At 72.4% G+C, this 16,610-nt stretch carries 13 protein-coding genes, 3 tRNA genes and 1 pseudogene; 8 read left to right on the top strand and 9 right to left on the bottom strand.

Annotation, left to right across the window (positions count from 1 at the left end):
• The 4 genes and pseudogenes from SZ60_RS02120 to tilS all read right to left on the bottom strand — a co-directional run.
• Positions 1 to 344 (bottom strand): annotated as a pseudogene (locus SZ60_RS02120) (hypothetical protein); the annotation flags it as partial.
• An 88-nt stretch (positions 345 to 432) separates the two neighbouring features.
• The gene (ftsH, locus tag SZ60_RS02115) at positions 433 to 2,424 is read right to left on the bottom strand and encodes an ATP-dependent zinc metalloprotease FtsH (protein WP_043593237.1); all 1,992 of its coding nucleotides are present in this window, start codon (positions 2,422 to 2,424) and stop codon (positions 433 to 435) included.
• 125 nt (positions 2,425 to 2,549) lie between these two features.
• The gene (gene hpt / locus SZ60_RS02110; RefSeq protein ID WP_043593236.1) at positions 2,550 to 3,101 is read right to left on the bottom strand and encodes a hypoxanthine phosphoribosyltransferase; all 552 of its coding nucleotides are present in this window, start codon (positions 3,099 to 3,101) and stop codon (positions 2,550 to 2,552) included.
• Between the two features lie 43 nt (positions 3,102 to 3,144).
• Positions 3,145 to 4,137: a tRNA lysidine(34) synthetase TilS gene (tilS, locus tag SZ60_RS02105; protein ID WP_043593235.1), complete on the bottom strand. Its 993-nt coding sequence runs from the start codon at positions 4,135 to 4,137 to the stop codon at positions 3,145 to 3,147.
• A gap of 71 nt (positions 4,138 to 4,208) precedes the next feature.
• Between tilS and ppa the strand changes: the two genes are divergently transcribed.
• Complete coding sequence (ppa, locus tag SZ60_RS02100) at positions 4,209 to 4,700, top strand: inorganic diphosphatase (protein ID WP_043593233.1); 492 nt, start codon at positions 4,209 to 4,211, stop codon at positions 4,698 to 4,700.
• Positions 4,701 to 4,781: 81 nt separating this feature from the next.
• Here the strand turns inward: ppa and SZ60_RS02095 are convergent, their stop codons facing one another.
• Positions 4,782 to 6,068, bottom strand: a complete 1,287-nt coding sequence (locus tag SZ60_RS02095) for a M23 family metallopeptidase (protein WP_052505092.1) — start codon at positions 6,066 to 6,068, stop codon at positions 4,782 to 4,784.
• A 331-nt stretch (positions 6,069 to 6,399) separates the two neighbouring features.
• Here SZ60_RS02095 and SZ60_RS02090 point away from each other — a divergent pair.
• The 4 genes from SZ60_RS02090 (at position 6,400) to SZ60_RS02075 (ending at position 8,306) form a co-directional block, all read left to right on the top strand.
• Positions 6,400 to 6,475, top strand: a tRNA-Glu gene (locus SZ60_RS02090).
• A 75-nt stretch (positions 6,476 to 6,550) separates the two neighbouring features.
• Positions 6,551 to 6,627 (top strand) — tRNA-Asp (locus SZ60_RS02085).
• A 36-nt stretch (positions 6,628 to 6,663) separates the two neighbouring features.
• Positions 6,664 to 6,736: transfer RNA gene (locus SZ60_RS02080), tRNA-Phe, on the top strand.
• Positions 6,737 to 6,788: 52 nt separating this feature from the next.
• Positions 6,789 to 8,306 carry a glycosyltransferase family 39 protein gene (locus SZ60_RS02075; protein ID WP_052505091.1) on the top strand — a complete coding sequence of 506 codons (1,518 nt, stop codon included), beginning with the start codon at positions 6,789 to 6,791 and terminating at the stop codon, positions 8,304 to 8,306.
• 3 nt (positions 8,307 to 8,309) lie between these two features.
• Here SZ60_RS02075 and ddaH read toward each other — a convergent pair whose 3' ends face one another.
• On the bottom strand, positions 8,310 to 9,188 hold the full coding sequence (ddaH, locus tag SZ60_RS02070) for a dimethylargininase (protein ID WP_369700680.1): 879 nt from the start codon (positions 9,186 to 9,188) through the stop codon (positions 8,310 to 8,312).
• 102 nt (positions 9,189 to 9,290) lie between these two features.
• Here ddaH and SZ60_RS02065 point away from each other — a divergent pair, with 102 nt between their 5' ends.
• Complete coding sequence (locus SZ60_RS02065) at positions 9,291 to 9,728, top strand: Lrp/AsnC family transcriptional regulator (protein ID WP_043593232.1); 438 nt, start codon at positions 9,291 to 9,293, stop codon at positions 9,726 to 9,728.
• A gap of 60 nt (positions 9,729 to 9,788) precedes the next feature.
• Here SZ60_RS02065 and SZ60_RS02060 read toward each other — a convergent pair whose 3' ends face one another.
• Positions 9,789 to 13,409, bottom strand: coding sequence for a proline dehydrogenase family protein (locus tag SZ60_RS02060; protein WP_043593231.1), 3,621 nt, complete (start codon positions 13,407 to 13,409; stop codon positions 9,789 to 9,791).
• Between the two features lie 41 nt (positions 13,410 to 13,450).
• Between SZ60_RS02060 and SZ60_RS02055 the strand changes: the two genes are divergently transcribed.
• Positions 13,451 to 13,921 carry a MarR family winged helix-turn-helix transcriptional regulator gene (locus tag SZ60_RS02055; RefSeq protein ID WP_043593230.1) on the top strand — a complete coding sequence of 157 codons (471 nt, stop codon included), beginning with the start codon at positions 13,451 to 13,453 and terminating at the stop codon, positions 13,919 to 13,921.
• Positions 13,922 to 13,978: 57 nt separating this feature from the next.
• On the opposite strand, the gene SZ60_RS02050 is transcribed toward SZ60_RS02055, so the two are convergent.
• Positions 13,979 to 14,926, bottom strand: a complete 948-nt coding sequence (locus SZ60_RS02050) for a DNA-3-methyladenine glycosylase (protein WP_043593229.1) — start codon at positions 14,924 to 14,926, stop codon at positions 13,979 to 13,981.
• A gap of 114 nt (positions 14,927 to 15,040) precedes the next feature.
• On the opposite strand from SZ60_RS02050, the gene SZ60_RS02045 reads away from it, so the two are divergent.
• Positions 15,041 to 15,778 (top strand): sugar transferase, encoded by a 738-nt coding sequence (locus SZ60_RS02045; protein ID WP_231567031.1) that lies wholly within the window; start codon positions 15,041 to 15,043, stop codon positions 15,776 to 15,778.
• On the opposite strand, the gene SZ60_RS16240 is transcribed toward SZ60_RS02045, so the two are convergent.
• Positions 15,772 to 16,610 (bottom strand): GntR family transcriptional regulator (locus SZ60_RS16240; RefSeq protein ID WP_369700679.1); only part of this gene is annotated, 839 nt, incomplete at its 5' end. The two genes, SZ60_RS02045 and SZ60_RS16240, sit on opposite strands and share 7 nt — an antisense overlap.

Genomic DNA, 16,610 nt, shown 5'->3' with positions numbered 1-16,610 from the left:
GCAGCCACGGCGGGCGGCTGCGCGGCGACGGGCACCTCGGCGGGGAGGCTGGTCGCGGGGGTCGTCGCGGGCGTGTGCGTGACGGGCGGCAACTGGGCCGGAGGACGGACGGCCGCGGTCTCGTTCTGCGCCAGGACGAGTCTTCCCTGCGTGATCGGACCCGCGGCGAGCCCGTCGGCGGCCGCCCGGGCAGAGGCGGGTGGCGCGTCGACCACGACGTCCGCCGGGTACCGCTCACGACCACGAGGACGCTTCGACGGGGCGTCGCCACCCTCTCGGGCCGCAGTGGTCGGACGGATGTCGTCACCGGACGCGGCGGGGGTGCCGCGGGACGGGTCGGTCACGAAGCGGTACCTCCGTTCGGTGCTCGGGACGAGCCCTCAGGCTAGCGACCGGCTGCGCCTCGGCGCAGCCGGTCGGGCCGGTCGTGCGTCAGGCCGTGGCGATGCCGGGCGTCGTGCGGGGCGGGCGCGTGCGGGCCGGCTTGGTCGTCGGCTCGGAGTCGACGCCCCCGTCGACGGCTTCGGCGTCGACGGGCGACTTCGTCGGCATGGGGATCGCCGGGCGGTCCGACACCGGACGCTTGTCGCTCGAGAGCCACTGGGGACGCTCGGGGAGCTTGCGGACGTCCTTGAAGATCTCGGCCAGCTCGTCGTGGTCGAGCGTCTCTTTCTCGAGCAGCTCGCGGGCGAGGAAGTCGAGCACGTCGCGGTTGTCGTTGATGACCTGCCACGCCTCGTCGTGCGCCTGCTCGAGCAGCACGCGCACCTCGGCGTCGACCGTCTCGGCGATGTTCTCGGAGTAGTCGCGCGAGCTGCCGTCGCGGCCCATCATCATCTCGCCCGACGCCTGGCCGAGCTTGACCGAACCGACCTTGTTGCTCATGCCGTACTCGGTGACCATCTTGCGGGCGGTCGCCGTGGCCTTCTCGATGTCGTTCGAGGCGCCGGTGGTCGGGTCGTGGAAGACGAGCTCTTCGGCGACACGACCGCCCATGGCGTACGTGAGCTGGTCGAGCAGCTCGTTGCGGGTGACCGAGTACTTGTCTTCGAGGGGGAGGACCATCGTGTAGCCCAGGGCACGACCGCGGGGCAGGATCGTGATCTTGGTCACGGGGTCGGTGTGGCGCATCGCCGCGGCGGCGAGGGCGTGACCACCCTCGTGGTACGCGGTGATGAGCTTCTCGTGGTCGTTCATGATGCGGCTGCGGCGCTGCGGACCGGCCATGACGCGGTCGACGGCCTCGTCGAGGGCGCGGTTGTCGATCAGCTGCGCGTTCGAGCGTGCCGTCAGCAGGGCGGCCTCGTTGAGGACGTTGGCCAGGTCGGCACCCGTGAAGCCGGGCGTCTTGCGGGCCAGGACCTCGAGGTTGACCGAGGCGGCGAGGGGCTTGCCCTTGCCGTGCACCTCGAGGATCTGCTTGCGGCCGTCGAGGCCCGGAGCGTCGACGCCGATCTGGCGGTCGAAGCGACCGGGGCGCAGCAGGGCCGGGTCGAGCACGTCGGGACGGTTGGTCGCGGCGATCAGGATGACGTTGGTCTTGACGTCGAAGCCGTCCATCTCGACCAGCAGCTGGTTGAGGGTCTGCTCGCGCTCGTCGTTGCCGCCGCCGATGCCGGCACCGCGGTGACGACCGACGGCGTCGATCTCGTCGACGAAGATGATCGCCGGGCTGTTCTGCTTGGCCTGTTCGAACAGGTCGCGGACGCGGCTGGCGCCGACGCCGACGAACATCTCGACGAAGTCCGACCCCGAGATCGAGAAGAAGGGCACGCCGGCCTCGCCGGCGACGGCGCGGGCGAGCAGGGTCTTGCCGGTGCCGGGAGGGCCGTAGAGCAGCACGCCCTTGGGGATGCGGGCGCCGACGGCCTGGAACTTGGCCGGCTCTTTCAGGAACTCTTTGATCTCTTCGAGCTCTTCGATCGCCTCGTCGGCCCCGGCGACGTCGGTGAACATGACCTGCGGCGTCTCTTTCGAGGCCAGCTTGGCCTTGGACTTGCCGAACTGCATGACCTTGCTGCCACCGCCCTGCATGGACGAGAGCAGGAACCAGAAGATGACGCCGATGATGAGGAACGGCAGCAGGATGCTGAGCAGCGACATGAACCAGCTGGTCTGCGTGACGGTGTCGTCGAAGTTCTCGAGGTTCGCATCGGTGACGGCGTCGACGACCTCGGAGCCACGCGGCGTCGCGTAGTAGAACTGCTCGGCCTTGTCGCCGTCCTTCAGGACGAGGTCGACGCGCTGCTCGTTGCTGAAGATCGTCGCCGACTTGACCTTGTCGGTCTGGATCGCCTCGAGGCCCTTCTGGGTCGAGATCTGGGTCGTGCCCGCCCCGCTGATGAGGCTCCACCCGATGCCGATGCCGATGACCGCGATCACGATGTAGATGATCGGACCGCGGAAGAGTTTCTTGAAGTCCATGTCAGTACGGGCGACGCCCGACACCTTTCTGCAGGAAGAACGTGAGCAAAAGGGTACATCGGGGCTGCTATGCCCTGGATGGGTGTTCGCCGAGGGCTTGATCGGCCCCGCCCGGGAGCGGACCGCTAGCTGTAGACGTGCGGGGCCAGCACCCCGACACCGCGCAGGTTGCGGTACTTCTCGTCGTAGTCGAGGCCGTAGCCGATGACGAAGTCGTTCGGGATCTCGAAGCCGACGTACTTGACGTCGACGGCGACCTTGGCGGCGGCCGGCTTGCGGAAGAGCGCGAAGATCTCGACCGACGCCGCCCCGCGCTTCTGCAGGTTCTCGAGCAGCCACGACAGCGTCAGGCCCGAGTCGATGATGTCCTCGACGATGATGACGTCGCGGCCGTGCAGGTCGCTGTCGAGGTCTTTGAGGATGCGGACGACACCCGACGACTTGGTGCCCGAGCCGTACGACGAGACGGCCATCCAGTCCATGGCCGAGGCCAGCTTGAGCTCGCGCGAGAAGTCGGCCATGACCATGACGGCGCCCTTGAGGACGCCCACCAGCAGCGGCTCGCGACCGACGTAGTCGGCCTCGACCTGCCGGGCGACCTCGGCGATCTTGGCGTGGATCTGCTCTTCGGTGTAGAGCACGCTGGTCAGGTCGGCCTCGATGTCGCTGAGTTCCATGGTGGTGTCGTGCTCCTGGGGTCGTGGGGTGCCGAGGGGGGTCTCAGGAGGCGCCGGTCGCCGAGAAGTGCAGCGCGCCTCCGGTGCGTTCCACTGTAATGCCCGGCAGCGACACCGCCCCCTGCCCGTGCCAGTCCGTCACCAGCCGGGCGACCTCGAGGGTCTGGACGCGGCTGAGCGAGACCCCGAACTCGCTCTGCACCGCGAGCCGGATCAGTCGCTGGCGCAGGGCCGCCGGGTTCGTGGCGAGCCCCCGGACGTCGAGCGAGATGCCCGCCTCGGCGTGGTCGGCCAGTTCTTCGGCCAGTTCGTCGGCGAAGTGGTCGAGGGCGGACGAGTCCTCGCGCAGCGCGTCCGCCGTGCGCGCCAGGGCCTCGGTGATGCCCGGGCCCAGCTCGCGCTCGAGCATCGGCAGGACGGTCCGCCGCAGCCGCACCCGCGTGAAGGTCGGATCGTCGTTGTGCGGATCGGCCCAGGCCTCGAGGCCGGCGTCGGTGCACGCCGCCGCCGTGGTCGAGCGGCCGACGGCCAGGAGGGGGCGGGCGTACAGGCCCGAGCGCGCCTCCATGCCACTCAGGCTCGTCGCACCGCTGCCCCGGGTGAGGCCGAGCAGCACCGTCTCGGCCTGGTCGTCGCGGGTGTGGCCGAGCAGCACGGTGCGGGCGCCCTGCTCGGCGGCGACGGACGCGAGCGCGTCGTAGCGGGCCGTGCGGGCCGCCGCCTCGGGGCCGCCCTCGGTGCCGACCGTGACCCGGACGACGACGACGGGGTCGAGCCCGAGGCCGCGGGCCTGCTCGGCCGCACGTGCGGCGACGGTGCGCGAGTCGCCCTGCAGGTCGTGGTCGACGACGACCGCGCCGGCGCGCAGCCCCGCACGCGGCGCCTCGAACGCGAGCCCCGCGGCGAGCGCGAGGGAGTCCGGCCCGCCGCTCAGCGCGACGAGCACGAGGTCGCCCTCGTCGTGACCGGACAAGGAGGCGCGCACGGCACGTCGGACGTCGGCCGTCGCGGGGGTCAGGCGGGGTCTGTCGGGCATCTTGTAACGTTAGCGACACCGCCGACCCGTCGGGTCGGACCCCCCAACGACGCATCGCAAGGAGCACACCCATGGCCGCGTACGACGCCGTGATCGAGATCCCCAAAGGCAGCCGCAACAAGTACGAGGTCGACCACGAGACCGGTCGCGTCTACCTCGACCGCGTCCTGTTCACCGGGTTCGTCTACCCGACCGACTACGGCTTCTTCGAGAACACGCTCGGCCTCGACGGCGACCCCGTCGACGTGCTCGTGCTGCTCGACTACCCGCTCTTCCCGGGCGTGGGCGTCAAGGTGCGTCCGGTCGGCGTCTTCAACATGACCGACGACGGCGGCAGCGACGCCAAGGTCATCGCCGTCCCCGCGAAGGACCCGCGCTGGGAGCACATCCAGGACGTCACCGACGTGCCCGAGTACCTGCGTAAAGAGATCGAGCACTTCTTCGAGCACTACAAGGACCTCGAGCCCGGCAAGTGGGTCAAGACCGAGGGCTGGGGCGACGCCGCCGAGGCCGAGGCCATCGTCGAGGCCGGCATCACGAAGCTGGCCGACGAGGGACACTGACCTCCCGCACCACGGCATGACGTAGGGCCCGACACCAGGTGGTGTCGGGCCCTACGTCGTGCCGCCGTCCGCGGACGGTGCCTACAGGCGGATGCCGCGGTCGGCCATGAACGGCTGCGGGTTCTGCGCGACGCCGCCGACGCGGGTCTCGAAGTGCAGATGGCAACCGGTCGAGTTGCCGGTCGAGCCGACGTGACCGATCTGCTGGCCGGTGCCGACGGCCTGCCCGACGCTGACCATGATGCCGCCGTTCGGCTGGTGGCCGTACCCGGTCGTGAAGCCGTTGCCGTGGTCGATCAACACGAAGTTGCCGTAGCCGCCGTACCAGCCGGCGTAGGTGACGACGCCCGCGGTCGCGGCGTAGATCGGCGAGTTGCAGCCCGCGGCGAGGTCGGTGCCCGCGTGCAGGATGTACGCGTGCGTCACCGGGTTGACTCGCATGCCGAAGCCACTCGAGATGTTGCCGCCGGCCGGGCGGGTCCAGCCCTGGGGCGAGACGACCCCGAGGGCCGTGCCGGCGGTCGCCGCCGCTGCGGCGGCCGCGGCCGCCCGGGACTCCTCGACGCCCTTCTGGTACTCGGCCTCGGTGTGGTCGACGTTGGTCTTGAGGGTCTCGAGCTGGGCCTGGAGCCGCGCCTGGTTCTCCTGCTGCGCGGCGAGGGCGTCGCTCGCGGCCTGGGCGGCGTCGTTCGCGTCGGCCAGGGCCTTCTGCGCGGTGTCGGCCAGCACGGCGAGGGCGGCCTCGGCGACGGCGGCCTGGCCGCTCAGCCCCTGGGCGGTGTTGCGGTCCTGGGTGGCCTGCGAGTAGATGCCGTCGGCCTGCTCGGTGAGCTTGCTCATCGCGCCGAGCTTGTAGAGCAGCTGCCCGGCCTCACCCGGGTCGGCGATCAGGCTGCCGCTGACGCCGTTCGTGCCACCGGAGCGACCGAGCTGGGCGGCGAGCTGACCCGCGCGCTCCTCGCTGGCGGCGGCCACCTCGTCGGCGGCGTCGGCCTGCGACTGCAGCTGCGCGGTCTTGTACTGGGCGTCGTCGTACGCGGACTGGGCCTTCTGCAGCTCGTCGCCCCGCTTCTCGGCCTCGGCGTTCTTGGCGTCGAGGTCCGACTGCATCTGGGTGAGGATGCCCTCGAGGTTGGTGATCTCGGCCTGCTTCGCGGTCTCGTCGCCCCGCGCCTTCTGGACGTCCTCCCACGAGGGGTAGGAGGCGGCGTGGGCCGACGACGCGGGCAGTCCGACGACGCCCGCGGTGAGCAACAGGGACGCGGCGGCGATCGAGACGACGACGCGGGCGAGTCGCGACGACGGCGCGAGGGGACCCGACGTGAGGCTCGCCAGGCGGGCTCGACCGGGTCGGCGGGTGGTGGTCATCGAGTGGGTCCGATTCGTCGTGACGGCGTCGAGTCCGTGAACCGGTGGTCGCCGTGTGGGACACGGTAACCCGGGCGCGCGATCCCGTACAGCACCGCAGGCGGTGGCGACGGGCGGGCCGACCCGGGGGCGGGCCCGAACTCTCAAGAACGACTTGAAACTAGCCTCCGCTCCGACGATCGCCGGGCAATCGCGACGGAGTGGCGGGCGAGTCGCGTGACCAGAACGGGGGACGAGGAGGCGCACGCGTCGATCCGCGTCGCCCCCGTTTTGCTTTTGCCCGCGATCATCCGTATGCTCTGTGATCGGTTGCTATGACGTCCTCGGACACGGCCCCATCGTTTAGTGGCCTAGGACACCGCCCTTTCACGGCGGCAGCACGGGTTCGAATCCCGTTGGGGTCACCAGCGACACAGCACCGAGGCACCATCTGCACCAATCACAACAGAACATCGAGTACGCTGTCTCACAGCAGCAAGTTTGGCCCTGTAGCGCAGTTGGTTAGCGCGCCGCCCTGTCACGGCGGAGGTCGCCGGTTCAAGTCCGGTCAGGGTCGCCAAGGCGAGTTCATCGCCTGGGGGCTTCAGGCCCTCACGGCTGGGTAGCTCAGTTGGTAGAGCGTTCGACTGAAAATCGAAAGGTCCACGGATCGATGCCGTGTCCAGCCACAGAAGGCCCCGCTCAGGCGGGGCCTGACTCGTTTAACGGCAGGACGGCCGCGTGAGCATCGGACACGACCCCGCGGTCGTCTCCCTCCGCAGCCGCTGGCTCGACCCGCTCGTCGCCGGCCTCGCGGCGCTGCTGCTCGGGGCCGCCTTCAGCTGGGTGCCCTCGTACTGGAGCGACGAGGCGACGACGTTGCAGGTGGCGCGCCTCCCCCTCGGCGAGTTGCTGGCGTTCGTGCACCAGCGCGACGCGGTGCACACGGTCTACTACCTCGTCATGCACTTCTGGATCGGCGCCTTCGGCGAGGCCGAGGTGGCCGCGAGGTTCCCGTCGGCCGTCTTCGTCGGGGCCGGGGCCGCCGGTGTGCTCGTCCTGACGCGCATGCTGACGACCCGTCGCACCGCGCTCCTGGCCGCGGCGATCTTCGCGGTGTTGCCCCGCTTCACGCTCGAGGCCGCCGAGGCGCGTCCCTACGCGCTCTCGGCCGCGCTGGCCGTCTGGGTGACCGTGCTGCTGCTGGTGGCCTCCCGGCGTCACCGTCGACGCTGGTGGATCGGGTACGGCGCCGTCCTCGCCGGGTCGATCGCGACCTTCGTGCCTCTCGGCCTGATCATCGTGGTGCACGGCGTCTTCCTGCTGCTGGCGCCGGCACAGCGCCGACGTCGGGGAGCCCGCCACCGCCTCCTCGGCTGGTCCGTCTCGACCGGGGCGGCCCTGTTCGTGACCTCGCCGGTCATCGGGACGGTCCTCGCCGAGCGCTCGCGCCTCCTGGGGGTGGCCGACCCGTCGACGGGTGCCGACGTCACCTGGTGGACGGTCCTGGTCGAACCGTGGTTCGTGACGGGCCTGGCGTTCGCCGTCGTCTCGGCGGTCCTGCTCATCCTTCTCGGCACCCGCCTCCGCGACCGGTCGAGGACGCCGGGCAGCGTGGTGTTGCTCGGCGCGCTCTGGGTCGCGCTGCCCGCCGGACTGCTGCTCGCGCTGGGGCTCGTCCTGGCGCCCGTGTACACGTCGAGACTGGTGACCTTCTCGGCGCCGGGCATGTGCCTGCTGCTGGCGGTCGCCGTCACCGGCTTCCGGCGGCGCTGGATCAGCATCGCCCTCGTCGCCCTGCTGGTGACGGCCTCGGTCCCGACCTACGTGCTGCAGCGGCTGCCGACCGGCAAGGGGGGCGGCAGCGACCTCTCCCAGCTCTCGAGCTACATCGAGAGCCAGGCCCGTCCGGGCGACGCGTTCCTGCTCGACGCGACCGGCACTGTGTCGACACGACCCCGTCAGGCGATCTACGCCTACCCGGAGCGCTTCGCCGAGCTCGACGACGTCGCCTTCGTGCGGTCGGGGCTGCCGTCGGGCTCGTACTCGGACGTCACCCTGCGTCTCGACGACGAGGACGACGCCGTCGAGCTCGCCGACCGACTGTCGTCGGTCGACCGCCTGTGGATCGCACGCCTCTCGGTCGACGTCCTCAGCGAGGCCGACCTGCGCCAGCTGCGCGACGAGGGCTACGAGATCCGGCAGGAGCACCGCACCGGACGCAGCGTCGTCTACCTCTTCGCGCGACCACCGGCCTGACGGTCAGCGACGGAGCTCGAGGGTGCAGCACTTGACGCCGCCGCCGCCAAGCAGCAGTTCCGAGAGGTCGACGCCGATCGGGTTGTAGCCCCGCTCACGCAGCTGCCGCTCGAAACCCGTCGCCCGGGCGGCGATCACGACGTTGTAGCCGTCCGAGTACGAGTTGAGCCCGAGGATGGCCGCGTCCTCCTCGCTGACGAGGATCGCGTCCGGGAAGCGCTGCCGCAAGATCGCCAGCGAGGCGTCGTCGAACGCGCTCTCGAGGTACGCGATGGTGTGACGGCCGTCCACCGGCTCGGGGTCGAGCACGGCGATGGCGGTGTCCAGGTGGTAGAAGCTCGGGTTCACGAGGGTGAGGCTGACGACCTCGCGCCCAAAGACGCAACCGATCTCGTCGTGCGAGCTCGAGTCGCTGCGGAAGCCGGTCCCGGCCAGGATGACGTCGCCGACCAGCAGGAAGTCCCCCTCGCCCTCGTTGGTCTCGGCGGGCTCGGCCACCTCGAAGCCGGCCGAGGCGAACCAGCGCATGTAGGCCGGGCCCTCGGCCTGGCGCTCGGGGTAGGTGAAGCGTGCACCGTACGCGACGCCGTCGAGGACGAAGCCGCCGTTGGCCGCGTAGACCATGTCCGGCAGGCCCTCTTCGGGGTCGATAAGCTCGACGTCGAACCCGAGGCCGACGTAGGTGTCGTAGAGGGTCTGCCACTGGGCCAGCGCCAACGAGGTGTCGGTCGGCTGCGTGGGGTCCATCCACGGGTTGATCTTGTAGCTGACGGTGAAGTGCTCCGGTCGGCACATCAAGATGGTGCGGTGGCTCGCCACGCGGGCGGCGTCCCGTCGGGCGGTCGCGTCGGGCAGGTCGGAGGGTTCGATCGTCAGGCTCACCGGATCAGTGTCACATCGCGAGCGCGCACGAGGACGGGCTCTCGCGCAATATTCTTGCGTATTTGTCAGCTTCGATGCATCTTATCCGCGTACCATGCTGTCGTGGACAATCTCGACTACGGCATCATCGACCTCCTGCGCCAGAACGCCCGTGCCGGGTACGGCGACATCGGCGCCTCGGTGGGCCTCAGCGCCTCGGCGGTCAAGCGCCGCGTCGACCGCCTGGTCGCCGACGGGGTGATCAAGGGGTTCACCGTGCAGGTCGACCCCGCCGTGGACGGGCTCGGCACCGAGGCCTACGTCGAGCTGTTCTGCCGCGGCACCGTCTCGCCCCAAGAACTGCAACGCATCCTCGGCACGGTGCCCGAGGTCGTCGACGCCGGCACGGTGACGGGCAGCGCCGACGCCATCGTCCACATGCGCAGCCGCGACATCCCGTCGCTCGAAGAGGCCCTCGAACGCGTGCGCAACGCCCCGAACGTCGACCACACGCGCAGCGCGATCGTGCTGTCGAAGCTCATCAGCCGCCGCTCGGCCTGACGGCAACCCGACGGCGACCTGACGGCGGCCCGACTGCGGCCCCACGCCGACCCGCCGCGATCAGAGCCGCAGGTCGGCCAGCGCGGGGTCGAGACGGCCGTACCGATGCGCCGTCAGCGAGACCGACTGCTCTCGCACGAACGCCAGCAGTTCGATCCGCCCCTCTTCGGTCACCTCGCCCGAGTAGATCGTCACGTCGGGACTGCCCCGGAGCACCCGGGCGAGCGCGGCGGGGTCTCCGCCGATCATCCGGATGCGCAGGCCGCGGTAGGCGGCAACCGCCTCGGGTGACGGGGCCGGCCTCGAGTCGTCGACCCGACCCCCGTCGACGGAGGCCCGCTCACCCCCGGCGGCCTCGGCCAGCAGGTCGAGCACGTCCGGACCGGCCGCCTCGGCCGTGGCGCCCTGCAGGGCCCCCGCGGCGGCCCGTGCGACGAACGCCTCGTCGCTCTCGACGACGACGTCGCGCACGCGCACCGGGGACGAGGAGGCGCGCCACAGGTGCACGAGCCCCGCCGGCAACGGCACGGCCGAGCTGACGGCCAGGGTCGACCCCGCCCTCGCACCGGCGGCGACGAGCCGGACGAGCGCCGCCGGGTCGGCGCCGGAGGAGAGTCGCACCGTGACCGGGTGCGGTCGGTAGCGCAGCACGTTGCGCTCGACCACGAGGCCGGTGACGTCACGGGCCAGCCCGAACTCGGACTGCCAGGCACGCTGGTCGCTCTCGACGGCCGTGCGCAGCGAGTCGAACTGCTCGAACGACAGGGTCGGTCGGGCCGCGTCGACCAGGCGGGTGACTCCCTCGGAGACGTCGTGCAGGCGCAGCGAGGGGCGCGGGTCGTGGGGACGGTGCCGCCAGGCCCCCTGGCCGATCAGGGCGTTCGGGCCGCCGGGCTTGAGGCCCCGACCGATCGCCCGTCGGCCCCACCCGCCGGTGGGCCTGCGGCGCACCCGCGCACCCGTCGTCGGACCACCGACGACGAGGTCGCCCGCCCGCACGGTGTGCAGCCAGTCGTCGATCTCGTCGACGTCGAGGGAGTGCAGGCCCGCCACGTCGCCACCGCTCTCGGCGTTCTGCACCGCGACCGCCTCGGCGAGCGTCTCGACGGCGACGAGACCGACGACGGGCACCCCGTGAGCGCTCGAGGCGAAGGCCCCTTGAGGGTCGACGCCGTCGCGCACGCCCGGCGAGCAGAGGGCCCCGGTCCCGTCGAGCGGACGCGGCTCGAGCAACCACGACTCGCCGGGCCCGAGCACGGTCAGCACGCCGAGCTCGGACCCGGTCGGGGCGGAGGCGAGCGGCCCCATCACGGTGGCGACGTCGTCGGCCGGACCGACGACGACCGCCTCGAAGGCCTCGCGCAGCAGGCGGCGGAACGTCTCGCCGTGACCGACGGAACCGACGGCGAGCACGAGGTCGAGCGCACCGTGGCCGCGGCCGGCGTGGTCGACGACGCTCGCGACGACGTCCGCGGCGGCGAGTTCGAGGTCGGCCGAGGGGGTGACGACGATCGAGGTGACCCCCCGGGTCCGCACGGCGAGGTCGAGGTCGGGGCGTACGTCGCGGAGGCCGACGGCCGTCTCGACCGGCACGTGGGCGACGACCCGGTCGACCACGGGGTGGGTCAGCAGGGCCCGTTCGTGGTCGGGACCGTCGGCGACGACCAGGGCGAGGAGCGAGTCGGGGACGCCGACCGCCCAGAGCGCCTCGGCGACGACGGCGACCGCCCGCCGTCGGCTGGGGGGCAGGTGGACGACGACCGCGCTGCCGGCACCGAACGCCGCGAGCACTCCCTCGACCGTGCTGGCGACGGGCGTGACGAGGTCGGGCACGACGACCGTGAGCCGCGGGGGCCGGTGCTCGGCCGTGTCGACGGTCGCGAGGTCGCGGGTCAGGATCGCCAGCCGGTGGGCCGAGTCGACGGCCGCACCGACCTCGTGGTCGGCCTCGGACAGGGTCGAGCCGGACTCGCTGACGCACACCTCGACGAGGCGCGAGCGCCGCAGCGCGAGCTCGCGGCCCGCGAGGTCGAGGAGTTCGGCACGGGTCTCGGGGTCTTGGCCGCCCCAGGCCGCCCCGGCCGCGGAGGCGCGGGTCACGACGGCCTCGAGGGCTGCGTCGTCGAGTGCTGCGTCGTCCGGGGACGCGAGCCCGAGGGAGGGGGCCGCGTCGGCGGTCTCGACGCCGGCGACCGACCGACGAGCGCGCCCGAGCACGCCCCGGGCCCACCGGCGGTTGCCGTCGAGCGAGGGATCGGTGTCGGCCTCGGCCGCGAAGTCGACGACGTGGTCGGGGCCCTCGTCGAGCGGCCCGGACCGGTCCCGTCGCCGCCGCGGCGCGGAGGGCAGCTCGGAGACGGCCGCGACGGCCCGGTCGTGCCGACGAGCCTCGCGGGCGAACGCGGCCTCGTGGTCGACGTCGAGGGTGCTCGAGAGGAATCCCTCGGGGTCGGCGAGCGCGTCCAGCCGGCCCACCAGGTGTCGCACGGCGGAGTCGAACTCGCCGGAGACGATCACCGGCGCCTGGAGGACGAGCGAACCGAGCTCGGAGCGGACGACCTCGGCGAGACCGGCCGCGGACCCCAGCCACATCTCGACGTCGAGCAGGTGCTCGGTGCCGTGGCGACGGGCGACCGTGACGGCGTGGGCCAGGTCGAAGACGTCGTGCCCGGCGAGTCCGACCCGGGCGACCGCGGCGTTCTCGGGCCTCAGGGCGAACTCGACCAGCCGGAGGTGGCTGGCGTCGGTCTCGTGCTTGGCCTCGAAGGTGACGACGGGCCAGTCGTGCAGGCGGGCGTCGACGATCTCGTCACGGCGCGAGCCGCCCTTGACCAGCCGGACCGAGATCGGGGCGCCGCCCCGGTCGACACGGTCCCGGGCCCAGTCGGTGAGCAGCCGCAACGAGTCGAGCGCCTCGGGGACGTACGACTGGACGACGATGCCCGCCGTGACGGACTCGAGCCCGGGGCGGTCGAGCAGTCGGGTGAAGACGTCGATCGTGAGGTCGACGTCGGCGTGCCGGTCGACGCCGAGGGTGAGGAGGGTGCCCGTCGAGGCCGCGAGCTCGAGCAGGGGCCCGAGCGTCGACTCGGCCAGGTCGCTCGTCTCGTCGAAGGCCCACGGCGAGGTCGGTCCGACGAGCTCGCGGACGGTCGTCGTGACGCGTTCGACGTCGGGCCGCTCGATCAGGGCCCGGACCGCGGCGACGCGCCGCTCGGCCTGGGTCGGCCCCGACACCACGGGCCCCCAGGCGGTCAGGTCGAGCCGGACGCCGTCGTTCCGCAGGCCGGCGAGGGCCTGCGTGAGCTTCTCGGGTGGCGCGTCGACGAGCAGGTGTCCGACCATGTGGCGCAGCGCCCGCCGTGCGACCGGCATGATCGGCTTGGGGGCGAGCGGGCCGAAGCCGCCGCCGAACGAGATCGCCGCCCGCAGGTGCCAGGGCAGCAGCGCCGGAGTGCGGCGGCTGAGCGAGTCGAGCGCGGACGCGGCCGCCCGGTCGTCTTCGGGGCGGACGACGCGGTCGGCGAAGTCGCGGGCGAAGTCGAGCCCGCGGGGGTCGCGCAGCACCTCGGTCAGACGGGCGGCCGGACCCTGCACCGGGACGGCACGCGCGGCGTCCCACCAGCGACGGGCCGTCTCGACGGTCTGCTGCGTGACATCGTCGGCGTGCACATCGGACATGGGTCGAGGATATGCCGCACCACCGTCCCTACACTGGGCGAATGGCCGACGAACTCACCGACGAGGAGTGGGTCGTCTGGGACTCGTTCTACGCCATGAGACGACGGCTCGACCGTGCCCTCGAAGTCCGCCTCCAGAGCGACTCGGGCGTCTCCGCCCCCGAGTACGAGATCCTCGTCGGCCTCGGTCGCAGCAGCGACCGGCGCTCGCGCGTGCGCGACATCGCCGAGCAGATCGGCTGGGAGAAGAGCCGGGTCAGCCACCAGGTCACCCGCATGGAGCGCCGCGGGCTGGTGCGTCGCACCGAGTGCGCGTCCGACGCGCGCGGCACCTGGGTCGAGCTGACCCCGGACGGCCGTCGGGCCATGCTCGCCGCGACCCGAGGCCACACGGCCGCCATCAAGAGGTACTTCGCGGACGTGCTCGGGGCGGACGCCGAGGTCGTCCAGGCGTTCTCGGGCCGCGTGCTCGAGGCGATCGGCACGGACGCGTCGCCCGACCCGCAGGGCTGACCCGCGCCTCCTCGGCGTCCCGACGCGGACGCGTGACCGTCTCGGCCGACGACCGCGTCAGTGGGAGCGGTGGTCCTGGATGGTCATGCGCGGGCCGAACCTCGGCTTCGAGAACCCGCTGCCCGTGATCAGCCGCATGACGCGTTCGCGGTGGCCGCGCCAGGGCTCGAGCAGCTCGAGCATGCCGTCGTCGTCGACGGGACGACCGATGAGCGCCCACCCGACCACGGCGGGCAGGTGGTAGTCGCCCACGCTGGGACTGTCGGGGTCGCCGTGGGCACGCTGGGTCGTCTCGGCGGCGGTCCAGACGCCCACGCCCGGGATCGACCGGAGGCGCGTCGCGACCTCGTCGCCACCCCGACCGACGGCGAGCGTGCGCTCGAGTGCGGGTGCCACCGCGCAGACCCTCATGACGGTCGCCGACCGCTGGGGACCGACACCGGCCCGGTGCCACTCCCAGCTCGGGATGCGACGCCAGCCCTGGGCGTCCGGCGGGACGACGAGCCCCTCGGGCGCCGGACCGGGCGCCGGCGTGCCGTGACGACGAACGAGTTCGCGCCAGGCACGCCAGGCCTCGACGCTCGTGACCTTCTGCTCGAGGACGGCGGGGACGAGCATCTGCAGCACCTGGTTGGTGCGGGTCAGCCGCAACCCCGGCAGCCGTCGGCGGGCGTCGGCGAGGAACGGGTTGGCCGAGACGTCGAGGCCCGACCAGTCGTCGCCGCGGCCGAGCATCTCGGGCACGTTCTCGATGGCCCACTCGGCGCCCGGCCCCCAGGCGCTCGCGCCGACCGCCGAGGAGGCGCGGGTCGGGGTGACGCACAGGGTCGCCTCGCCGAGGGGCGTGCGCACGCCCCGCCACACGCTGCCCCCCACGACCCGGAACGTGGGATCGCCCGAACCCCGGCCGAGGGGCCTCAACACGGCCCGGACGTCGAGGGGACCGTCGGGGTGGTAGACGGTGTCGACCCGGGACGCAGCGGGGGCCGGCACGGAGTTGTCCATGCCGCGATCGTAACCCCGGCCGCCGACACCGACGGGTCTTCCGAATGTTCAACGTCTGTGCAATATTTAAGGCATTCATGCCCCATGCCAGGTCGAGGAGGACACCCGCGCGCGATGACGAGCACCACGAGACTCACCACCCACCGGATCGTGGTGGCACCACCGCGGCCCGGCTCCGCCACCCGCCCGCGGCACCACCGGGGTGACGCCCACGACCCCCTGACCGTGGCGACCGTCCCTCGTGCCCGTCGCGCGACGGCTCGTCGCCTGAAGCGACTCGTCGACGCCGTGGGATCGGCCCTGGCCCTGCTGTCCCTCGCCCCCCTCTTCGCGCTGCTGGCCCTCGCGATCGTGCTCGACAGCCCCGGCCCCGCGCTCTTCCGTCAAGAGCGGTGCGGTCTCGGTGGCCGCCCCTTCACGCTGCTGAAGTTCCGGTCGATGCACGCCGAAGCAACGACCGAGCACCCGATGCCGGGGACGAACGACGCCGACGGGCCGCTCTTCAAGCTGCGGGCCGACCCGAGGGTGACCCGCGTCGGGCGCCTCCTGCGGCGGCACTCGCTCGACGAGCTGCCCCAGCTCGTCAACGTGCTGCGGGGCGAGATGAGCCTGGTAGGGCCCCGCCCCGCCCTGCCCCGCGAGGTCGACCAGTACTGCGGCCGCGCGAGGGCCCGCCTGCTCGTCCTGCCCGGGCTCACCGGCCCGTGGCAGGTCGGCGGCCGTTCCGATCTCGACTGGGACGCCGGCCTGCGACTCGACCTCGCCTACGTCCACGCGTGGACGCCGTCGACCGACGCCCGCGTCCTCGTCCGGACGATCGGGGCCGTCCTGCGGCCGACCGGCGCCTACTGAGGCTCCACCGCCTCGATGTCGATCGAGGCGAGCAACCCGCGCACGGCCTCGGCGCGGCGACGGCCGTCCGGGCCACCTGCGACACCGGCCGCTCGCTCGAAGGCCTGCCACGCCCCGGGGCGGAGACGGCCCCGCCGGGCGACCACGGCGTGCGCGAGTCGCGGCTCGAGTCGGTCGACCTCGTGGGCGAGGGCGCCGACCTGCGGCACGAGGGCGACCCGTCGGGCCTGCCGCATCAACCACGAGAACGCCGCGAGGGTGATCGGCTCGCTCCCGTCCGGCAGCGCCACGTCCCGCGGGGCCACGGCCACGGACACGGGCACGGCCACGGACACGGACACGGAGCGATCGAGCGGGCCGACCGCCGACGCCGACGGGTCCCCCCGGAGCGCCGACCAGGCGAGCAGTCCCGAACACAGGCGCCGCGCCTCCTCGAACGAGGCCCGGTCGGGTCGGGCCACACGGGTGTAGCGATTGGCGGCCAGCTCGACGACGCCCACGTCGCTGAGCCGCTCGAGTGCCGCTCGGATGGGCGTGCGCGACACCCCCAACCAGGCGATCAGCTCGTCGTCGACGAGACGCTCGCCCGGGCCCAGGGTGCCGTCGAGGACGACCTTGAGCAGCGCGTCGTGGACGTCGTCGCTCAGGAGGCGCGGTGCCCGGAACGACGCGGCCGTCACCTCGGTCGCCCCCACGACGCCCGGCTCACGACCGGGTCCGACGACCCCCCGTGCCCCCGGGGCCGACGTCGGGAACGAGGCCACGGCGGCCGCCGCGGCGAGGCGCGCGGCCTCGACGACACCCGCAGCGTCGGCCCGCTCGACGGCCGCGG

Origin of the sequence: Frigoribacterium sp. MEB024, assembly GCF_000878135.1 — a bacterium.
Taxonomy (GTDB): Bacteria; Actinomycetota; Actinomycetes; order Actinomycetales; family Microbacteriaceae; genus Frigoribacterium.
Note: the sequence above shows the minus strand (reverse complement) of the source record. Positions and strands in the feature narration are given on the sequence as shown.

Excerpts from the sequence above, each read along its gene's own strand:
- SZ60_RS02050 (WP_043593229.1), bottom strand. The coding sequence starts at position 14,926 with ATGGACAACTCCGTGCCGGCCCCCGCTGCGTCCCGGGTCGACACCGTC.
- tilS (WP_043593235.1), bottom strand. The coding sequence starts at position 4,137 with ATGCCCGACAGACCCCGCCTGACCCCCGCGACGGCCGACGTCCGACGT.
- SZ60_RS02045 (WP_231567031.1), top strand. The coding sequence starts at position 15,041 with ATGACGAGCACCACGAGACTCACCACCCACCGGATCGTGGTGGCACCA.
- ppa (WP_043593233.1), top strand. The coding sequence starts at position 4,209 with ATGGCCGCGTACGACGCCGTGATCGAGATCCCCAAAGGCAGCCGCAAC.
- ftsH (WP_043593237.1), bottom strand. The coding sequence starts at position 2,424 with ATGGACTTCAAGAAACTCTTCCGCGGTCCGATCATCTACATCGTGATC.
- SZ60_RS02055 (WP_043593230.1), top strand. The coding sequence starts at position 13,451 with ATGGCCGACGAACTCACCGACGAGGAGTGGGTCGTCTGGGACTCGTTC.
- hpt (WP_043593236.1), bottom strand. The coding sequence starts at position 3,101 with ATGGAACTCAGCGACATCGAGGCCGACCTGACCAGCGTGCTCTACACC.
- SZ60_RS02095 (WP_052505092.1), bottom strand. The coding sequence starts at position 6,068 with ATGACCACCACCCGCCGACCCGGTCGAGCCCGCCTGGCGAGCCTCACG.
- SZ60_RS02060 (WP_043593231.1), bottom strand. The coding sequence starts at position 13,409 with ATGTCCGATGTGCACGCCGACGATGTCACGCAGCAGACCGTCGAGACG.